This is a genomic window from Winogradskyella tangerina, from assembly GCF_003260205.1.
Classification (GTDB): Bacteria; Bacteroidota; Bacteroidia; order Flavobacteriales; family Flavobacteriaceae; genus Winogradskyella; species Winogradskyella tangerina.
This window is the reverse complement of record NZ_QERF01000008.1, coordinates 68,346-87,052: the sequence shown is the minus strand read 5'-3', so window position 1 is coordinate 87,052 and position 18,707 is coordinate 68,346. Positions and strand designations below refer to the sequence as shown.

Here is an 18,707-nt window from a genome sequence, read left to right as displayed (position 1 = left end):
ACAGATTAATTATGGCAAATTTCATAAATAAGGAATTCGTGTTGATGATAATCGAAGACACAAATATTGAGGAAATTATCAAGGATTATGTAGAATTGAAACCAAAGGGAGCGTCACTTTTTGGACTCTCACCATTTACTGATGAAAAAACTCCAAGCTTTTGCGTAGATATAAAAAATAACTGCTACAAAGATTTTAGTTCGGGTAAAAGCGGAAATGTCGTTAATTTCCTCATGGAATTAGAAAATGTTAGTTTTCAGGATGCAATTGAAATTTTAGCAAAAAAACAAGGTAAAGAAGTTGTTTATATAAGTAAGGAATCCTCTGCAGAATTGGAAAGTAAGAGAAGTGAAAAAAGCAGGTTAATGAAGCTCTTGATAAAAGCACATAAGAATTATCAAAAGTTATATTTTAACCTTGAAAATGACCACTCGGCTAAAGTTGAAATTGAGAAAAAAAGACAATATACTCAAGAATGCATAATTGAATGGGGAATTGGTTTTGCTAGGGGAGGACAGCAATTATACAAACTTTTTCATGAAAAGGAATTTACTGATGCAGAGAACTTGGGGCTAATAAACCTCGAGAAGAAGTGTGATAAATTTTGGAATAGGGTAATCTACCCTATTCATGATCAAAAAGGTATTCTTATAGGATTTTCAGGTAGAGACATTTCCAATACTGAAAAAGCAGCAAAATGGATTAACCCAAAAACCAATTTGCTTTATGATAAGAGCAAGGTCTGGTATGGTTTACACAGAGCCTTACGGTCAATTAGATCAAAAGACCAGGTCTGGATTACTGAAGGTTATAATGATGTAATTTCATGGCACCTAAATGGAGTGATAAATACTATATCTCCCTGTGGAACTGAAATTTCTGATTTTCAAATCAATATTTTAAAGCGGTATTGTTCAAAGGTAGTTTTGTGTTTTGACAGTGATAAAGCAGGAACAAATGCAACGGTAAAAGCAGCTAAGTCTTTTATTGCTCAAGGATTTAAAGTTGATACAATAGTACTTCCAGGATGTGACCCGGATGAATTTGTGAGACAGTTTAAAGAAGATTTCAAAGAACTTGGGTTGGAATCATTTGTTGTTGAAAAATTCAGTAAAGATGGTTTCAAGTTTCTTTTAAATGAGTTGGTGAGTGGTGATGCCACTGAAATTTCAATGGGAGCGAGAGAATTGTGTGGTATTATTTCTGATATAGAGGATGAAGGTTTACAAGAAATCTATTTAGGATGGATAAAAAAAGAATCCAATATAAAAATAGGAATTTTAAGAGATTGGATTAAGGATAAAAAAAATGAAGCAGAACGATCAAATCAAAATCTTGAAGATAATAAACAATTTGAGTTGCCTAGTGAGGTTACCACTTCATTCGAAGAATTGAGTTCAGATATATTGAAATATGGTCTTTTTATTGATAACAACAAAATCTGGGTTATTGCAAATGCAAAAGAATCCGAAAAAAAACACTTTAAGCCAATTTCGAATTTTGCTATAAAAATTATTCAACATATGCAAGATGAGAAATTCCCAATGAAATTGATTAAAATAGAAAACATCCATGGAGACTGTTTTGTTTTTGATACACTATCTGATAACCTTAATTCAAAGCAGAAGTTTGACAACATAATGACAGGATGTGGAAATTTTTTGTTCAGTGGATCACCTTCCGAGTTTGATAAGTTAAGAGCCTTTTTATTCGATAAAATGGGTAATGGTAGAAAGGTTGAAACTTTGGGTTGGCAGCCAGAAGGGTTCTGGGTATGGAACAACAAAGTAAATACAGCAAAAGAAATAATTCCGATTGATGAGAACGGAATATTTAATCATAATGGAGTAAGTTACTATGTGCCATCAGCCAATATTATATTTAAAAACAACCCTTATAAATTTGAAGCACAAAAAAGAATAATTTCTTCGGAGAGTGAAATAACGTTTGCAGATTATACAAGAAAAATGCGAGAAGTACATAAAGATTTTTCGATCACAGCGATATTATTTACCCTGGCGAGTATTTTTCAAGATTACATATCCCATAAAAATGAAAACTTTCCACTCATGTTTATTTATGGGCCTGGATCTACCGGTAAAGATCAACTAATAAAATGTTGTATGAGCTTTTTTGGCAAACCTCAGACTGCGATTAATTTAGAAGGAGGGCTTTCAACTGACAAAGCAAAAATTCGTGAATTTGCACAATTCTCGAATCTAATTTCTCATTTATCTGAGTATAAGAGTGGAGACGCCAAATTGGATGGCATTCTCAAAGGTCTTCATGATAGACGCGGTTATAAAAGAGGAACTATTGATTCTCATGTTTCTACAGAAAGTATTCCAATACTTTGTTCTGTTGCAATGACTGGTAATGATTATCCAGATAATCCACCATTGATTACAAGATTATTGTGTATGGAAATGGATCAAAACCAATTTACGGTAGATGAAAACAGAAATTATGATAGTCTAAATGAAATGAGTGAGCTGGGAGTTAGCCATATCACCGATAGAATCTTGACCTATAGAGAATATTATATAGACAATTTCAAAAAGGTCTTTCAAGAACAAAAGGACTATTTATCAAACATTTTGTCAGGAGCAGTCGGAAGAATGATATCAGATAATGCGGTACTGACCACTACCTTTCACCTATTGAAAAATCATCTGGAATTTCCATTTACTCAACAAGAAATGGAAGAACATTTGAAAAGCTGTGTTAAAAAGCAAATTGCAAAGATAAATTCCGCAAGTAAAATTACTAAATGGTGGGATTGTTTTATTGCTTCATTAAGAGGAGCAAATAACGACCGTATAATAGTTGGTATCGATGTAAAATTGAATAATAATTTTCTTTCTTTCAATTTTACTCAATGTTTTAATAAGATCCAAAGGCAATGGTATCAACAATATAAAGAGTTGTCTCCATCAAATAATGAAATGATGAAAATAATACAGGCCGATAGCTGCTATGTTGAAAATGTTAAAAGTATGCGAATGGGGTCTGGCGCTAATTCAAAAAATACCTCTGCATATACTGTTAATTTAGATAAAATTAATATTGGAGTTGATTTAAAAGAGGAAATAAACAGATTGTCAAGTCATGAATTTATCCCAAGTTAACTTTGATATTAATTTTGAAAATTAAGATTTGTCCATAAAAATAAGCTATTTAACTTCCAACAAATCCAACATTAATATAAATACTTGAAAATTAATAGTTTAGATAATATAAATTGTTGAAAATATTGTTGGAGGGTGTTGGAAGCTGTTGGAAGCTGTTGGAACTAAAAGCGCATTTCCAACAGCTTCCAACATCGATAACAATTTAAATAATTGATTATCAAATACTTGTTTGTGTTGGAAGTCAGTTACGGTTTTTATAATTAAGAAGCACTTTTAAAAAATAATCCATGTTGCGTAACGATCGCGAATAATCGCCAGTTACGGCTTCCGGTCAATATTTTTCTACTCAGCATTGATGTTAGCAATTCTCAGCGAATTCGGACGTAGTCCAATCGCCGTAATTAGGGAAGTCAATTATGTGGGTGGCTTTTAATTCTTTTGAGATATTATTTTTTCCCCCATTTTTTCATCACGGATAATTATTCCATGAAATTCTTCTTTGTCAGGCGAGTTCCAATTTCCTTTTGCAGCTTTTCCTACGAATATGGATTGCTTATCTGAATTTAAATTTAGTCCTGTCGTACCATCTGGCATTACTGAAAGTGTTGCTCCTTCAGTTCCATTGCTTTTATCTAAACCTAAAACAACTCTGTCACTCCCATTAACATCAAGAATGCCATATCCAGTTCTTTCAAGACCAGTCTTGTCGTTAATTATTATTCCAGTAGAATTTCCTATTCTTTTCCCAATTATTGGATCTGGTGTTGGATCTCCAACAATTATTTTATCCCAACCATTTTCATCTAAAATTACTATTCCATTGGCATCATGTTTGTATTCTTTATACCAACCCATATATTTTTCCCCAAATTTTTTACCCCAAGTTTCTTTAATTTTTAAAGTATCAGTCCTTGCTCTGTTCTTAGCATACGGAATCGGAGCACCAATTAGTATTCTTTCCTTTCCAGAGACATCCTCAACAATTATTCCTTGAACACGAATAATTTTATCGTTTTTTAAGCTACTATGCTTTAAATAAATAAAGACTGCTAGAGATACTAGTATAATTGAGAGAAATATATCTTTTTTTCTATTACGATTTTTTAGTTGTTGAATTTCGTTTTTAAGTGTTTTGAATTTTTCATCCATAATTTTGTCTTCTTAAGTTAGTTTTCTAAAAGACGAATAATTTTTGTTGATGTTGCAAAATCTATTCAAATGGATCAGTTCAAATTATGTACAATGTGTTCGTGTATGCCTTGCGTCATGAATTAAATATGTCTCAAGTTTACAATCTATTATTTTTAGAAGATTAATCAGAAACTACAAAAGAGAGAATTAAGATTAGTATACACCTTGAGGCGATAACTTCAACAACAATGACAAACCGTTCTCTTTCCTACTTAAATATCGTTCAGTTCTTTGTTAGGCATTGGCATTTATAATTCTTTTAAAGATTTCACGATATCATTAATAGTATGAATAGAGGTGTTCAAAGCCATTTTGTCAGCAAGAGATGGACTAAAGTTTAGGACTTCATCTTTGGTAATTTTATGCCAAATAGGGAGAATTACTTTATGACCGTTCATTTCTCTTGCAACCATTCCATTCAGCTCGTACTCTGTCCAATTTTTTTTTACAAACGATGGTGAAATAATAACAATACCGTACCTGGATTTAATTAGGCCATCATCAATTTTTTTTCTTAAACTATCTCCAATTTTTAATTCAAATTCATCATACCAAACATTAAACCCATTATTTATCAGTGAATCAGCCAAGTCTCTAACTATATCATCTTTATCTTCTGTCGCATGGGAAATAAAAAAGTCATATTCTTTTGAAGTTTTTTTCTCATCCTTTTTGGCGTTTGATGAAGTATAGTTCTGATTTATAAGGTAATCTAATTGATCTTTTTGTCTTTCAATTTCAGATTGGAGCTGTCTTTGAAAGTCTATTTGTTCTTGCCTTAGCTTTTCTTGTTCATCTAATTCAGATTTTCTTAGTGCTTGCTTTTTCTTGCCAAGTTCTAAAGTTTTATTTGATATCTTTAATTGAAAATCTGCAATTTTTTTTCTGCAATTGGCGATGAATTTCGAGTGACTATCAATTTGCCTTTGTTTACTCCTAATAGAGGTTGCTGAAGTGTTTCTAGTAATGGAGCGATTAATAGAATCAATTTGCCTGTTTTTATCATTTATCTTTTTGCTCTCTGCAGCAATTTTCTTTTGAATATCAGATAATTCTTTCTCAATTTTATTTACTTGATTTTGGTAGTAGGATGAATTCATTACTTGCTTGTACTTAACGCATTCGTGTATGGCCCGTACTGACTAAAGAGTAGGAGTGATATAACAAAATTTTTGTAGATTAAAGATATATAAATTTTAGTGTATTCAGAGGTATGAGCTATAGACGTTGTTGTATGCTGTTTTATTTACCCTTATTTATTTTTACTGAATAGTTTCTTAATCCAGCTTGAATTTTTGTTTTGATAAAAGGACTTGTGCCTGCTAAATCTATGAACCCAACCTTCTTCACCGAAGATCTCTCCATGTAAACCGTCAGATAATTCTGCGACGTTTTTATTATCCATATAAACTTTTAATTCAGTGTCTAAATTGGCACTTTCCTGTATGGCAAATAGAAAATCGTGCATAGCACCCTCTAGTGCTTCCTCTAAAACGTCTGCTACCACTTGTTTTTGTTCTTGGGATAATTTTGAAAGTTTAGCATGTAGATCTTTTGATTCTTTATCCCTCCATTTACCCTGTAATAGACCTTGGAACTTATCGATTTGTTTATCCCTCAACTTTTCAACTATCAGTTTTCCAAATTTATCTAAAGTGTCATTCATTGAATTAATGGTTTAAATGGCTTACAACAACGGAATAAACTTATTACGTTTATTACCAAAATGTTTGCTTACAAATCTAGTATTTTTTCCAGTTAATTAAAGAAGTGAAATGGTTTTCATTTCCATGCCAACACAGGTAAATTTTCATTGCTTCTTGTGATAATTTCCATGGCAAAACACCATGATTTCCATGGCAATACACTATAATTTCCATGGCAATACACTATAATTTCCATGGCAAAACACCATGATTTCCATGGCAATTAAATTTCATTTCTTCTGAAAGATCAGTAATTACAGGGTGTTTGGCGTATAGGGTTAAGTAGCCATGGATTTTTCTTTTCATGGCTTTATATTACGGTTACTGTTTTAATTTTTTAGATCAATATCTTTAGATGATAAACCTGTTTTTTATGCAGTTTTTGCTGATTAATAATTACAAAAATTTTATTTTATTATTTTTTGTTGTTGAGTGCAGATTCGTTATTTAGAGTCATAGTTTTTAGTTTAAACTTTTGTGAAATCTCTTCATCAATTGTTGCGAGAAAATTGAAGAGGCTCAAATTCATACATGAAACATACCTGAAATCGAAATTTAAGTATTCCCCAATATTATTTTTCAATTCAGGAAATTGCTTGGCAAACTCTTTTGTAATTTTACGTCTATTGTGCACAGTTAGGTTTCGCTGTTTAACATAAAAATTGATATTTTTTCTCTGTACCTCAGTTTTAAAAATTTCTAAACCTAAACGATTTTGAAAGAATTTTTCAATGTCTTTGATTCCCTTATAAAATAGTTCTTCAATCTTTTTACTAGCGATAGAACTAATTAAATCATCCATTGATTTATGTTCCAAAATGAAGTCTAGTCTTTCAGATTCTTGAGTTTTTAAAATTTCAGGTTTTACCACCACAACTTCTGAGAGAACATCTTTAAAATAATTAGTAAAGTTATCAATTGAATTAATGTAAATCATGGAACTTAAGTGAATTTCATAAAATTTCACGCTTAAAAAGTCGTCTAAATTACTATCCAAACTTTTCTTTACAGTTTTAGGATTGTATACATGATCATAAATATTTGAGTAATATTCTCTTGCCTCATCATAATTATTAGAAATAAGTTTGTTGCCAACTTCTAAATAACTCATAAGCGATTCTGATCTCTGAATTTCTTGCCAAAAAATCGCAAAAGATTCAGTGCATGTGGTTATAATTTTCGCAGAATATTTAAGATTCTTCTCATTCATTCAATTTCGTTGATTGAGTTACGACTGAAGGTTTTGGCTATGTCTTGGGTATGGCACTTATTCTACAGAATATAGACTATACCATTCGTTATAGTAAGTTATTTTTCTTCAAAAGTTTCGTTGACTTTCTTAAATAACTTTTCAAAATTATTTAAGGTTTCTTCAGATAATACATCCAAATATTTATCTCTATTTCGTAGGAACACATCAGCTGGTCGGCCATGATTGAAACGTGGTATTTTTTCTAGTCTAGCTAATTTATTTACTATCTGATCATTTCCTTGAAGATCTTCAGGTTTGTATTTTTTGCTGAAAGTATCATTATATAATTTTAGATAGTCATTTTCCGAAAAAAGGTCTTCAATATCAGCTAGTTTTGACGCTACTATCTCATTGAGAGTGATAATTCTTTTTGATTTTAAATAACCTTTTGTCGAGAGGTTAGCTAGTTTTTGATTTCCTTCTTTTCTCGCGTCAACAATCACGGTTAAATCTAAATGAATTCCTAATAAGGCAACAAAGGTTGGGATCAAGTCTGCGCCACCAACGGGAATTAGTGTCCATTCATCTCTTAGTCCAATTCGTCCGTTTGCTAACAAGTAGTCTGATATTGCAGAGATATAAGTATAATCTGAAGTTCCTTCAAGTATCAAGTTGTTTTTCGATATGAACATATGCTGTGAGAGGTCATAACCTAATGCTCCTTGTAGCGGGAATAAAGTGTCTGGATCAGAAGTCATTACATCTGAGGTGACTTTCGAACCTTCATCTCTATTTTTTTCTTCAACTATTCTAGCCCTTTCCAATTTGTCTGGCTGAACCATAAAAGGTGAATGAGTTGAGTAAATTACTTGCCTTTTAGGCGCTAATCTTTCTTCAATAAATTTAAGAAAGTCGGCTTGAGCTTTTCCATGTAAGCCCAAGCCTGGCTCATCTAGTAAAATTATAACAGGTTCATCCTTATATTCATATTCGCTAAAAGCCGCAAGGAAAGAAAAAAACCATTGAAAACCTGTTGAATGTTCATTAAAAGGAAGTGATAGAAAGTGTTTATCGTCCCATATTCTAATTTTTAGCTCATCAATGACCGTAGTTTGGCCGTTTGTCTTGTTGACGGTCATTTTGTCAATATCAGGATTCACGCGCAATGAAGAATTTTGACTCCAATATTCAAGGACATCCTGAGTTAGAGCATTGGCTACATTTTCTAGTTCTCTTTTTCTTCTTTCATAGTCAGGATTCAGCAGGTAATCATCATCAGCAGCCGCCATTCTTAGCAGCGATTTAGCTGTTAACAAATTGTCATCAAGTGTTGAATCATCTGCCTCTAATACTTCTCTGATTTTTACAGTATATGGTAATGTGCTGTACTTATCGAAATAGATAAATTTTGGAATGAATTCCTGAATTAAACTATAGCAAGCGAAAATTAATGTTTTTGAGTCTCCTATTTGTTCTTCAAACCTTTCTTTTAATGTTCCGATCGACTCTTTTTCTTTTTCTGTAGTTTCTTCATTCAATTTATAGGTATCAAGAAAACTTTTTAATTCTAAAACTTCCGAACAGTTGGTTATCTGCGTTCGTGTTTCCTTACTAAAAGATAACTCCTGGATTATGTTCTTTAAATACTGACTCTCGTCCAAATTGAGCCAATGATATAGTATCCCTTTATAGGATTTGCTTAATGTCAGAGTAGATGATTTAAGGACATTGTCTCCAAATGTTTTGTTTATAAGTTGAATTTCATTTTCTTCTAACTCAAATATTGTATTCACTGGTCGTTCATCTTCGAGAACAACTCCTTTCATTCTATCTTTTTTCTCCAACCAAGCAGGATATTGATCTTCAATCTTGAAATCTGCATTTTGCCGAACTGGATTTAGTCTATATAGTGCATTTAAAAAAGAGGATTTTCCAGATTCGTTCTTTCCTACTAGACATGTAATATCCTTTTCAATTTCAACTTTTGTTGAATCAATGATATTTCTAAATTTTTTGATTGTGACTTCCTTTAATATCATATTTTTTGTTCTTTAATACACTTTGTTAGAAAACGTTGTTTTTTAAAAAGATCATTAGTCTAATAACTCAATTGTATGTTCTCTATCAGTGTCAAGATTTGGATTGTCATAAACTTCATTATTAGAAATATTTATCGTTACGTTAAGTCGTTCAAGAACATCACCTACCGTTAGTTCTACTGCTGGATATACGTCAACCAAAATCTCTCTCTCATCAGTGCTATCTTCATTATCTCTGCATATAAGTGATACACTAATATCATCAGTTCCGTAAAGTGAAATTCCAATTATTGTATACCTTTCTTCTAAATTACATTGTATAGCTATTTGGCTATAGTCAATACCTGCAATGTCAGCAGAGGCGTGTCCTTTTCTATCGTTATATTGTACTGATGCTTTCATAATTTGATAATTGTTATTTTTTACGATTTTTGCTAGCGATGGAATAAATGTAATGGGTTTATTTCCAATATAATTATTTACAAATTTAGTTTTTTTTAGCCGCTTAAGCTCCGCTCTAAGTTACTTTAATCTCTTGATTTATTACTATTAAAATTCAAGATTCCTTTTCAATTTTGATATAAATTTAAAAGCCATAGTACGGAATATTGGGTGCATGAGCTTTCCCAATATTATTCGATCTTAGCACTAATTCCAACCATTTAAAAAGGCTTTCATTAGATTTATACTGACTAATTCCCTGTACGTATATCCAAGGTTCAGAGTATTTTTCAAACACGTATAAGCGAAATTGATTTCATTTAACATGTCCTTTTTTATCTCCTTGAGTTATGAGGAGCCAAGTCAACAAGTTATAAAATAATAACCATAATTTTATACGTAGAACTACGTATTTCTCATGGCCATGCTCTATTATTTCCATGGCTGACTACAGTAATTTCCATGGCAATTACATTTCATTTCTTCTGAAAGACTGGTAATTACTAAATGTTTGATTCACAACGGAATTTGCCATGGGTTTCTAATTTTCATGGCTTACTATAAAGTCCGCTGATTTTAATTTGTATTTATAATACGGCAAAAAGCACCTCTCATGGGAAATGCTATTATTATCAAAAAGGGGCGCCATTAATTAATTTGGGATTAAACCTAACTAAAAGTTTAAATTTAATAAAATATATCATAAAATTTTCACGCATTTTCAGATGTATTTATAAGGTCGGTAATTACCCTAGACAGTGAATTAAAAAGTTTCACTATATTCTTTTCATAAATAGGTTGCTTCTTATTGTGGGCCATCTCGCAAGATGCTCTTGGAATTTTAGTCAGTCAGCTGAGTATATACATTATATTTAGGTAACCCAATAGCTGTCGGCAACATCAATATTACCTTTTTAGCATAAAATAATATTTTGTTTCAAAGTTATAATAAAACTTATTTATTAATTATGTTATCAATCCATTCATCAAAGTTCTTATGAAACATCTGTTGTTCCATAGATATTTCCAATTCAATTTTTAGAGATAAGTCTACAACTCGTTTTAATTCTTTCATTTGTTTTTTGTAAACGCCGATAGGCATTAAATTTTTCTTACTTTTTAGTTCTTGTAGGCGAATCCATAGGGCTGTAGTTACATCTTTCATATTAACTTGTTTTTGGTAATTATTTCGCAATAAAAAAAGCCTCTAAATCATTAAAAACAATCAGAGGTTTAAAATTAATTTATATCGTAAATCTTTTGTGATTTATTTAAATCCATGTTCTAATTTACAATAATGTTTGTTGGAAAATAAATATGTGAGGTTATTTGCAAACTTAATTTAGTCATCTGTTTTGTCACCTAAAAATAAAAACCCCAGTATATATAATATATACTAGGATTTTTAGTGGAGTCGGAGGGACTCGAACCCTCGTCCAAACAAGTAACCAAAGGGCTTTCTACACGCTTAGTTTTTATTTAATTTTCGACTGTAAACTGATTAAAAACTACCCATTTACAGCTTAGCTTCTAAATCTCGAAAGGGCATCGAAGCACTACCCAATCTTAGTTAATTTTTACGATGCCTCTAAATAGAACGCCACTAACCAAGGCTTTCTGGAGACATTTAGCTTTCCCGCCTCGCGGGACTAGGCAAATCTTACTATAATTCAGATTATGCAGCTAAAGCGTAGTTATTCTCGCCGTTTAAAATTTGGTCTAGCCTTTTACGTGTTTCAATACCATTACACGACGTGCTTACCATTTCATTAATCTCGCTGTCAAAACCAGTCGACCCCAAAATGATAATTTTTGTGCGTTTTCTCGTTCGCCGAAACTTCAGAGCAGGCGAACGGGCTGCAAACTTACAAAAAAAGTTGTGCAACCTCTTTATTACAATTATTTTCGCACAAAAATTATTCCAGACCATTTTCCTGACCATTTTGTCAGTTTTAAAACCTATTGCGCATGAAATTCGCCATCATCAAAGAACGCAAAAACCCACCAGACCGTCGTGTGGTATTTTCACCCGAAACTCTTGCTGAAGCTCGTAAACGCTTCCCAGAAGCTGAATTTATTGTGGAGTCTTCAGATATTAGAGTATTCCCAGATGAGGCTTATGCAAAATTAGGCTTCGAGGTTACTAATGATGTTTCTGATGCCGATGTGATGATAGGCGTAAAGGAAGTCCCTATTGAAAATCTTATACCTAACAAAAAGTATTTTTACTTTTCGCATACTATCAAAAAGCAACCCTATAATCGAAAGTTATTGGTAGCTATGCTCGAAAAGAACATAGAAATGTTCGATCATGAGACTATTGTGAATCAAAAAGGTTACAGACTCATTGGTTTTGGTCGATATGCCGGATTAGTTGGTGCCTACAATGGTTTTAGAGCCTTAGGATTGCGAGATGGATTATTCAACTTACCAAAGGCAGAAACGCTTTCAGACTTAAATGAAATGAAGGCTGAACTCGATAAAATTACTATTCCGAATATAAAGATCCTCCTAACCGGAACGGGAAAAGTAGCACGTGGCGCTAAGGAAATTCTAGATCATTTAGGGATCAAAGAAATTAGTGATGCCTTATATCTCACTTCAGAATTTACGGAGCCAGTATATGTTATGGCCGATGTGATGGAATATGCTAAACGCAAGGATGGTAAAGTTGGTGAAAGACAAGAATTTTATAAAGATCCTTCAGGCTATGAAAGTAATTTCATGGCGTATGCGAAACAAACCGACTATTTTATTGCTGGTCATTTTTATGGTAATAACGCACCATATTTTTTCACAAGAGAAGATGCAAAGCACCCTGATTTCAGAATTAATTTAGTTGCCGATATTTCGTGTGATATCGATGGGCCAGTAGCAAGCACCATTAGACCTTCAACCATCGCTGAACCATTCTATGGATATCAACCTCAAACAGAATCAGAAGTAGCATACGATGCTGATGACGCTATAACTGTCATGGCAGTGGATAATTTACCGTGTGAATTACCAAAAGATGCTAGTGAAGGTTTTGGGGAAACATTTGTGGAGCATGTTATTCCAGCGTTCTTTAATTCGGATGCCAACGGGATTCTAAAGCGTGCAAAGATCACTACCGCAGATGGTCAATTAACAGAGCGGTTTAGTTATCTCCAGGATTATGTAGACGGAAAAGAATAAGGTCTTATCGTTTAAGCGTGAAATGCCCAAAATGGACGTCACCATTATTTCTAACTACTCTAAACCAATAGTCATCACTCGGGAGGTCAACACCATTGTGTCTGCCATCCCAGCCCTGATCATTATAGTCTAATATGGCCATAGTTCTGCCATATCGATTCACCACGTGGATCTCAATATCCTCTTCTTTTTGGGAATTAATGATCTGCCAATAATCATTTACACCATCGTCGTTTGGTGTAAAGAACTTATCGTAATACAATAGAAAGAGTCGCTCGCTCGACACCTCATAAAGACAATTTACATCTCTCACATAAACCGTGTAATCATCTATAGGTAGATTATAAAAATCTGGTGAAGATTGCCAATTCGCACCGTCAACAGAATATTCAAACTCTCCGGATGTATTGTTGCTTAAGGTGACTTTAATTGAATTATGATTTTGACTCCAATCGAATACTTTTATGTCCTCAATGATCGGTGCTTCAGCATCATTAACTACAATAGTGATCTCAGCCTCGCACACAAAATCACCAAAGTCTTTAACAGCTGTGAGGACGTATTGTCCGGTGTTAAAGACAGTAATGTCTTGGGTGGTATCTCCGGTTGACCATTCATAACTAATAAATCCATCAGGAGGACTTAGGGTAGCGCCATTTTCATCACATATAAATGCCTTGGTCGGCATATCTATTGTGACATATTCTGGTGTGATGACACTGAAATTTGTCATATCAAAACAAGACGGATTAATCGAGTTCTCCACTCTTACCCAAATGGGTTGTGTGCCAATTTCAGGAGTAAATTCTGAAACTTCATTACTCATTAATAAGGCATCTATTTCTGAAAAATAGTAAGAGACACTAAATACATTTGGATCCAAACCATTCAAAATTTCTTCATCATAATCAAACAAGAAGATATTATTGTCTTCTGTACATAGAAAAAGATCATCGGGTCTGCTTGCAACTGGTGTGTCGTAAATTGTTATTTCTTTTGTGTCTGTAAACATCAGTTCGTCATCATCGTTGTAAACTTCCACAGAGGCAGTATAGGTGCCAGGTGCACTATAGGTATGCTCAATGTTTTCGCCTTCGGCCGTTGTACCATCACCAAGATCCCAAATATATGTTGGTCTGTAGACCGGAGCTGAATAATTAAATTCAGTACTCTCGCCTAAACAAATATTTTGATGATAAATACCTTCAGGATATTTGGGAAGCAAAAATGCTGGAAAATCTAAAAGTGTTTCATTAGTTAAACCCTGCACATTTTCTTCGAAATTACATCCCAAGCCTAAGACATCAGGATTATTGATAGCGCCAACAAAGAAATTACCACGTTCAAAAGTGTATATTTTGCCATTCGGGCCACGCTTTAAATAAGGAAATCTACCTCCATCGACAATGCTAGTTGGCTCTGGTATATTTTCAATATCAGAAATATCAAATTGCTTTATGCCTCTACTGTCTTCGCCATAATAAAGCACTTCACCATTTGCTGAAAACTCAACAGCACTATTAGGTTGTTCATTAAAATCATCATCAACGTCTTCATATTCATGTAAAAATTTTACACGACCATTAAGATTGTTGAACTCTAATAAAAATAGCTTATTAAGGCCTGGATAAGTTGCTGCCAATAAATCGTTGTTGGGAGACACTTCAATGGTTCCGTAGTCTACGAAGTTACCATCAAAAATACTCACTCCAGCACCTGAAACTACTGGTGTAGTTGCGATTCCATTTTCAGTAATCAGGTACGCATAATATTGCCCTCGTCTTACGCCAACAAGCCAGCGGTCTCTACCATTTCCGTGTCTTGCTACCACCATGTGTTGCGCTACATCATTGATCATTACCACATGCGTATTGTCGGGTTCTAGGCCGCCTAATCCATCATCTAATTCCATGTTCACCACGGTATAGGTCAAATAGTTTTTTAGCCCATCTTGAATATTGACAAAGACATAGTAACGGTTATCGTTTCCTGGGTCTCTTGATATGGCCGCATCTGCATAATATACGGAGTACTCGTCGGTTGGTGAATTGAGCATATTTTCATGCTCTCGGTTTCTGAAAATACGTCCATCTGAATAGAACATTAGATCACCTTCTTCATTATTTGCACATATAAGATTATCTGGCCCTTCTATAAAACCAAAGACGATTCTGCGTTCAATTGTATTATCTGAAATACTTGAGGGATTACCTGCAAGATTAAATTGCATACCTGCCTTCTGACCAAAATACCAAATATCTCTTTCACCTTGTCCATTGACAGTAATGGACAAAAGGAAGAAGAGGAATACAATAAAACCGTTATTTAAATTTTTGGTATTCAATTTATATCCTATTTCACAGCTTATATAAAGATAATACTTACGTTTCTAAAATCCATTAAGTAAATATTAAATTCCATGAATCGGCAAATAAACAGGATGAAAATCCAATTATTTGGCTGATTTAAACAGTTGATTTTGGCGGCATTAGCTGCTCTAATTGCAGCAAAAATTATGCCGAAAACCACTGAGATTTAATTTGAAAAAGTCCGCCTAGGACCTTATGATTTTAAATGTTCATGTAGTTTTTTATGGTATTCCAAAATAACCCCTAAGTTCTTTTGATCTAGACGTTGGCAATGCACAATTGCATTTTCAATATTGGTAAGCAAGATATTAAAGCCTCCATTTTCAAATATATTCCCTACTTGCTTTCTGAATTCGCCACCATCAATAATTGCTTCTTTTAGATCGTCAATACTATCGATATTTGGTAACGCAACGAAGGTCATATTGTCGAAACTCTTTAAATCATCATTCAAACTTACTACGAGATCATTCACTCTAAATCCAAATCGTCTCACATCACTTTCGCTAACTTCTTGAGCTTGTAATTGAGCTAGTTCACCATAAATGGTATTTTTTATAGCCACTGTTTTCTTATAGAATATAGTTAGCTCCTGGTGTTGTTTATAAAGATTACTGAGAAGATTTTGATCACCAAACTTTTTAGCTAAGGCCAAATGGAATTTGCAAAAATCCGTATCCCATTCAATGAAGTTTTCTGAAAACAGTTTTTCGCGTTCGGTTAATAATTCGTTATAACCTTCCTGAATTGTTCGTTTCTTATAGGTTTTACCTTTGAAAGCAAAAGAATTTTCCTTCGTTGTACCACCAGCGATTTCACCCGCTTTAAGCATCAGGTTTTCAATTTCCTTAATAGGTTGCATGATCGTTTCGAGCCTATGTTTTAGATCATCATAGGCTGATGCTTTCAAATCCACACCATCGAGATCATTTTCGATAGTTTCAATTTCAGGAATATTTAAAAATCTGTTTTCAAACGAATTACCAAATTCATTGAGTAATTCTTTCCCATGGTTTTCGGAAGAAATAAAATTTTCAAATTCATCGGTGCTACAGAATTCTTGCGGAATTTTATTGACATACTGCTTATAAATAAGTTTTGTCATCTCTATTTGCAGCGCTTCCTTATTATTAAAAAGTAACCACGGAGAATCCTCATTGCTTTCGCATTCCACAAAAGGCACCTTTGCATTGTCTTGTCGCATGTCATTCGGCGGGTGACTTGCGTACATATTCACCTTAGAATGTTCTGAGCTTGTAAAATACGTTTTACCACCTCGATTATCTGCAGGAAGTGCTTCTAGCATCGCCATTTGTGCCTCTTTAATTCTTGCCAAACTTAAATTGTTGTGCGTGTAGAGGTTTTGGGTGAAAAGCTTTTTCTGCGAAGCTAAGTACGCATAATTAATAGTGTTATTCCATTTTTCAAAACCGCTATCTAACTTCCATAATCCGGAAATGATGGCATCACTTCCAGTCGTGCTGATTGCTACTTTATCCGCATTAAATTCCATTTCACGAGATAAGGAAGAATACATTATGTTCAGAAATTGATAGAAAAGATTTAAAATTTGTCTAATGATCCAAATTACAGGCGTAATGATCCAAGCGGCGAAAGATAGTCTTAGGTCCGACGCTCGCCATTGATCGAGAAGGTCATCCCATTTATCACGTGCAAAGATCATATCGTGAATGATCGTATTTGCAGAAATTATATAACTGCCAATTTTCATACTGCTCTGAGAAAAATGACCGAACTCATGACTCATTACTGCTTTAAATTCACTTAGATTCAAACAGCTAACCAATCCGAGACCAATGGTAAGTTCTTTTCTTACGGGAAGAAATAAACTCAACCACATATTTGTATAAGAAACATAAGCGTTCACATCGGGATCGGCATATATGGCTTTTGGCTTAGGTGCGCCTGTTTCCTCACAAATTTTTAGGATAAACTCCCACAATTGCGGATAGTCTTTCTTTTTGAGTTTAATTCTATTTTCACGTTTATGATTTTTTAATTTGAAAATAAACTTCAAAGTGAAAAACCATAACATTACTGTCCCGGCAATAGCTCCGATTTTACCCAAGATTGTTAACTTATTTACGCTCACCATATCATAGGTAAATGCCCAAATTACCAGATAACTTAGGGCTACAACTAGAGCGCCATACAAAACAAAGAAAAGAATTATAGACAGAATTGCAAGAAACGCACGCGTCTGATATGAGGCAGTTAAAGCCGTAAGTTTTTTAGGAACACTTTTGGGGCTAGGAGGATAAAGATTTGTTGTCATCGATTTAATTTAGTACATGAAATTTAGGAATTTATGTACAAAATCAAAATACGGAAATGGCTTATTAGATTAATTACATTTATTTTCTTTAAAGTGAGATTGAATTCTTTTATTTAAAGAGTAATGACTGGGATTTCAATTAATTACCATTGTGGTGTAAATTTTTAAAAACCCAAAAACCAACCATTAAAAATCCGCCAAAACCTAAGGTGAATAGCCATGCTTCTGAATGTTGAAAAGGGGAAAGGACAATATTAATAACATCCATGATTAAAATCTTTGGGTTACTGATAATTTCCCACGAGTTGTAGCGCAATACTCGACCTAAGTAAACACCAAAACCACAAAGACCTAATATTGAAAAGGTCATTAATTTAATGGGTGCCTTTTTGAAGGTTAATGCCATTAAACATTGCATATCGCGTACAGATAAAAAGAACAACAATAACCCAGAAATAGCAAAAGAAATCAATACTATAACATCTAACCAAAGCATAAGATCATTACTGCTTCTAAGGTGAATAAGATCTGTGACAAGGTATGGCGCATTAGGTAAGAAAGCCAGCCAAATCAAAAACCAGAGCCCCAGTTTAACCTTACTAAGATTCCTGGTAGTACTCAAGTACATGGTAATGGTGTAGGGAATAATTGCCAGAAATATGTTCCAAACTAAGAATAGATAGAAAAAAGATTTGTTCAGCTTTATTCTTACCATCAATGCAATTAAGCTAAAGCTAAGTGCCACTGCTACCAATGATAAGGTTTTAAACTTCGACTGTATTAGTGTTTTTATAGATTCCATAGTAATGTTCAAAAATTAATATTGTGATAATTCCTAATGTATAGGCAACGAGATCTCCGAGCTGAAAAGTGCTGCCTAAAATAAGTTTCGCAACCGTACTGTTTTGTAAATTAAAGTAGGCTAAGAACGACGTGAGTTGGAGCAATTCAATACCATACGCAATAAAGAGGACGGCAAAAGCCGAGGCCCTCACACTCAGACTAGTGCATCCTCTAAAAATTGCATACAGTAGAATTACAACTAGGTAATCACCTAGCGTATATCGGATAAATCCGGTTTTGATGATAAAAGCAATGGCTAATTCTAATAGAAAAATAAAATGTGCCAGCGCCAGGTAATATTTGTTGAATTGGAGTTTCATGG

The 18,707-nt window shown here is 33.6% G+C and carries 14 protein-coding genes and 1 other RNA gene; 2 read left to right on the top strand and 13 right to left on the bottom strand.

Annotated features, from left to right (window positions below; translation table 11 throughout):
* Positions 1–11: 11 nt before the first annotated feature.
* Complete coding sequence (gene dnaG / locus DDY94_RS12055) at positions 12–3,128, top strand: DNA primase (protein WP_111684374.1); 3,117 nt, start codon at positions 12–14, stop codon at positions 3,126–3,128.
* A 432-nt stretch (positions 3,129–3,560) separates the two neighbouring features.
* Here the strand turns inward: dnaG and DDY94_RS12050 are convergent, their stop codons facing one another.
* The 9 genes from DDY94_RS12050 to ssrA all read right to left on the bottom strand — a co-directional run bounded on the left by DDY94_RS12050 (position 3,561) and on the right by ssrA (position 11,499).
* Positions 3,561–4,280, bottom strand: a complete 720-nt coding sequence (locus DDY94_RS12050) for a hypothetical protein (RefSeq protein WP_111684373.1) — start codon at positions 4,278–4,280, stop codon at positions 3,561–3,563.
* A 290-nt stretch (positions 4,281–4,570) separates the two neighbouring features.
* Positions 4,571–5,422, bottom strand: a complete 852-nt coding sequence (locus tag DDY94_RS12045) for a toll/interleukin-1 receptor domain-containing protein (RefSeq protein ID WP_111684372.1) — start codon at positions 5,420–5,422, stop codon at positions 4,571–4,573.
* Between the two features lie 152 nt (positions 5,423–5,574).
* Positions 5,575–5,988, bottom strand: a complete 414-nt coding sequence (locus DDY94_RS12040; RefSeq protein WP_111684371.1) for a DUF6547 family protein — start codon at positions 5,986–5,988, stop codon at positions 5,575–5,577.
* A gap of 223 nt (positions 5,989–6,211) precedes the next feature.
* Entirely contained in the window at positions 6,212–6,334 is a 123-nt protein-coding gene (locus tag DDY94_RS16310; protein ID WP_262627056.1) for a hypothetical protein, read from the bottom strand.
* 109 nt (positions 6,335–6,443) lie between these two features.
* On the bottom strand, positions 6,444–7,238 hold the full coding sequence (locus DDY94_RS12035) for a hypothetical protein (protein ID WP_111684370.1): 795 nt from the start codon (positions 7,236–7,238) through the stop codon (positions 6,444–6,446).
* 98 nt (positions 7,239–7,336) lie between these two features.
* Positions 7,337–9,259 carry an ATP-dependent nuclease gene (locus tag DDY94_RS12030; protein ID WP_111684369.1) on the bottom strand — a complete coding sequence of 641 codons (1,923 nt, stop codon included), beginning with the start codon at positions 9,257–9,259 and terminating at the stop codon, positions 7,337–7,339.
* 54 nt (positions 9,260–9,313) lie between these two features.
* Positions 9,314–9,661, bottom strand: coding sequence for a hypothetical protein (locus DDY94_RS12025; RefSeq protein WP_111684368.1), 348 nt, complete (start codon positions 9,659–9,661; stop codon positions 9,314–9,316).
* Between the two features lie 994 nt (positions 9,662–10,655).
* The gene (locus DDY94_RS12020; protein WP_111684367.1) at positions 10,656–10,865 is read right to left on the bottom strand and encodes a hypothetical protein; all 210 of its coding nucleotides are present in this window, start codon (positions 10,863–10,865) and stop codon (positions 10,656–10,658) included.
* A 241-nt stretch (positions 10,866–11,106) separates the two neighbouring features.
* Positions 11,107–11,499, bottom strand: a transfer-messenger RNA (tmRNA) gene (gene ssrA, locus DDY94_RS12015).
* A gap of 169 nt (positions 11,500–11,668) precedes the next feature.
* Between ssrA and DDY94_RS12010 the strand changes: the two genes are divergently transcribed.
* Positions 11,669–12,877 carry an NAD(P)-dependent oxidoreductase gene (locus DDY94_RS12010; protein WP_111684366.1) on the top strand — a complete coding sequence of 403 codons (1,209 nt, stop codon included), beginning with the start codon at positions 11,669–11,671 and terminating at the stop codon, positions 12,875–12,877.
* A 4-nt stretch (positions 12,878–12,881) separates the two neighbouring features.
* Here DDY94_RS12010 and DDY94_RS12005 read toward each other — a convergent pair whose 3' ends face one another.
* The 4 genes from DDY94_RS12005 to DDY94_RS11990 all read right to left on the bottom strand — a co-directional run bounded on the left by DDY94_RS12005 (position 12,882) and on the right by DDY94_RS11990 (position 18,705).
* Complete coding sequence (locus DDY94_RS12005) at positions 12,882–15,221, bottom strand: T9SS type B sorting domain-containing protein (protein ID WP_111684365.1); 2,340 nt, start codon at positions 15,219–15,221, stop codon at positions 12,882–12,884.
* A 218-nt stretch (positions 15,222–15,439) separates the two neighbouring features.
* Positions 15,440–17,542, bottom strand: a complete 2,103-nt coding sequence (locus DDY94_RS12000) for a M48 family metalloprotease (RefSeq protein ID WP_111684364.1) — start codon at positions 17,540–17,542, stop codon at positions 15,440–15,442.
* 139 nt (positions 17,543–17,681) lie between these two features.
* Positions 17,682–18,344 carry a DUF1361 domain-containing protein gene (locus DDY94_RS11995; protein WP_111684363.1) on the bottom strand — a complete coding sequence of 221 codons (663 nt, stop codon included), beginning with the start codon at positions 18,342–18,344 and terminating at the stop codon, positions 17,682–17,684.
* Entirely contained in the window at positions 18,307–18,705 is a 399-nt protein-coding gene (locus DDY94_RS11990) for a ribosomal maturation YjgA family protein (protein WP_111684362.1), read from the bottom strand. Before DDY94_RS11990 ends, DDY94_RS11995 begins: the two co-directional genes overlap by 38 nt.
* Positions 18,706–18,707: the final 2 nt, after the last annotated feature.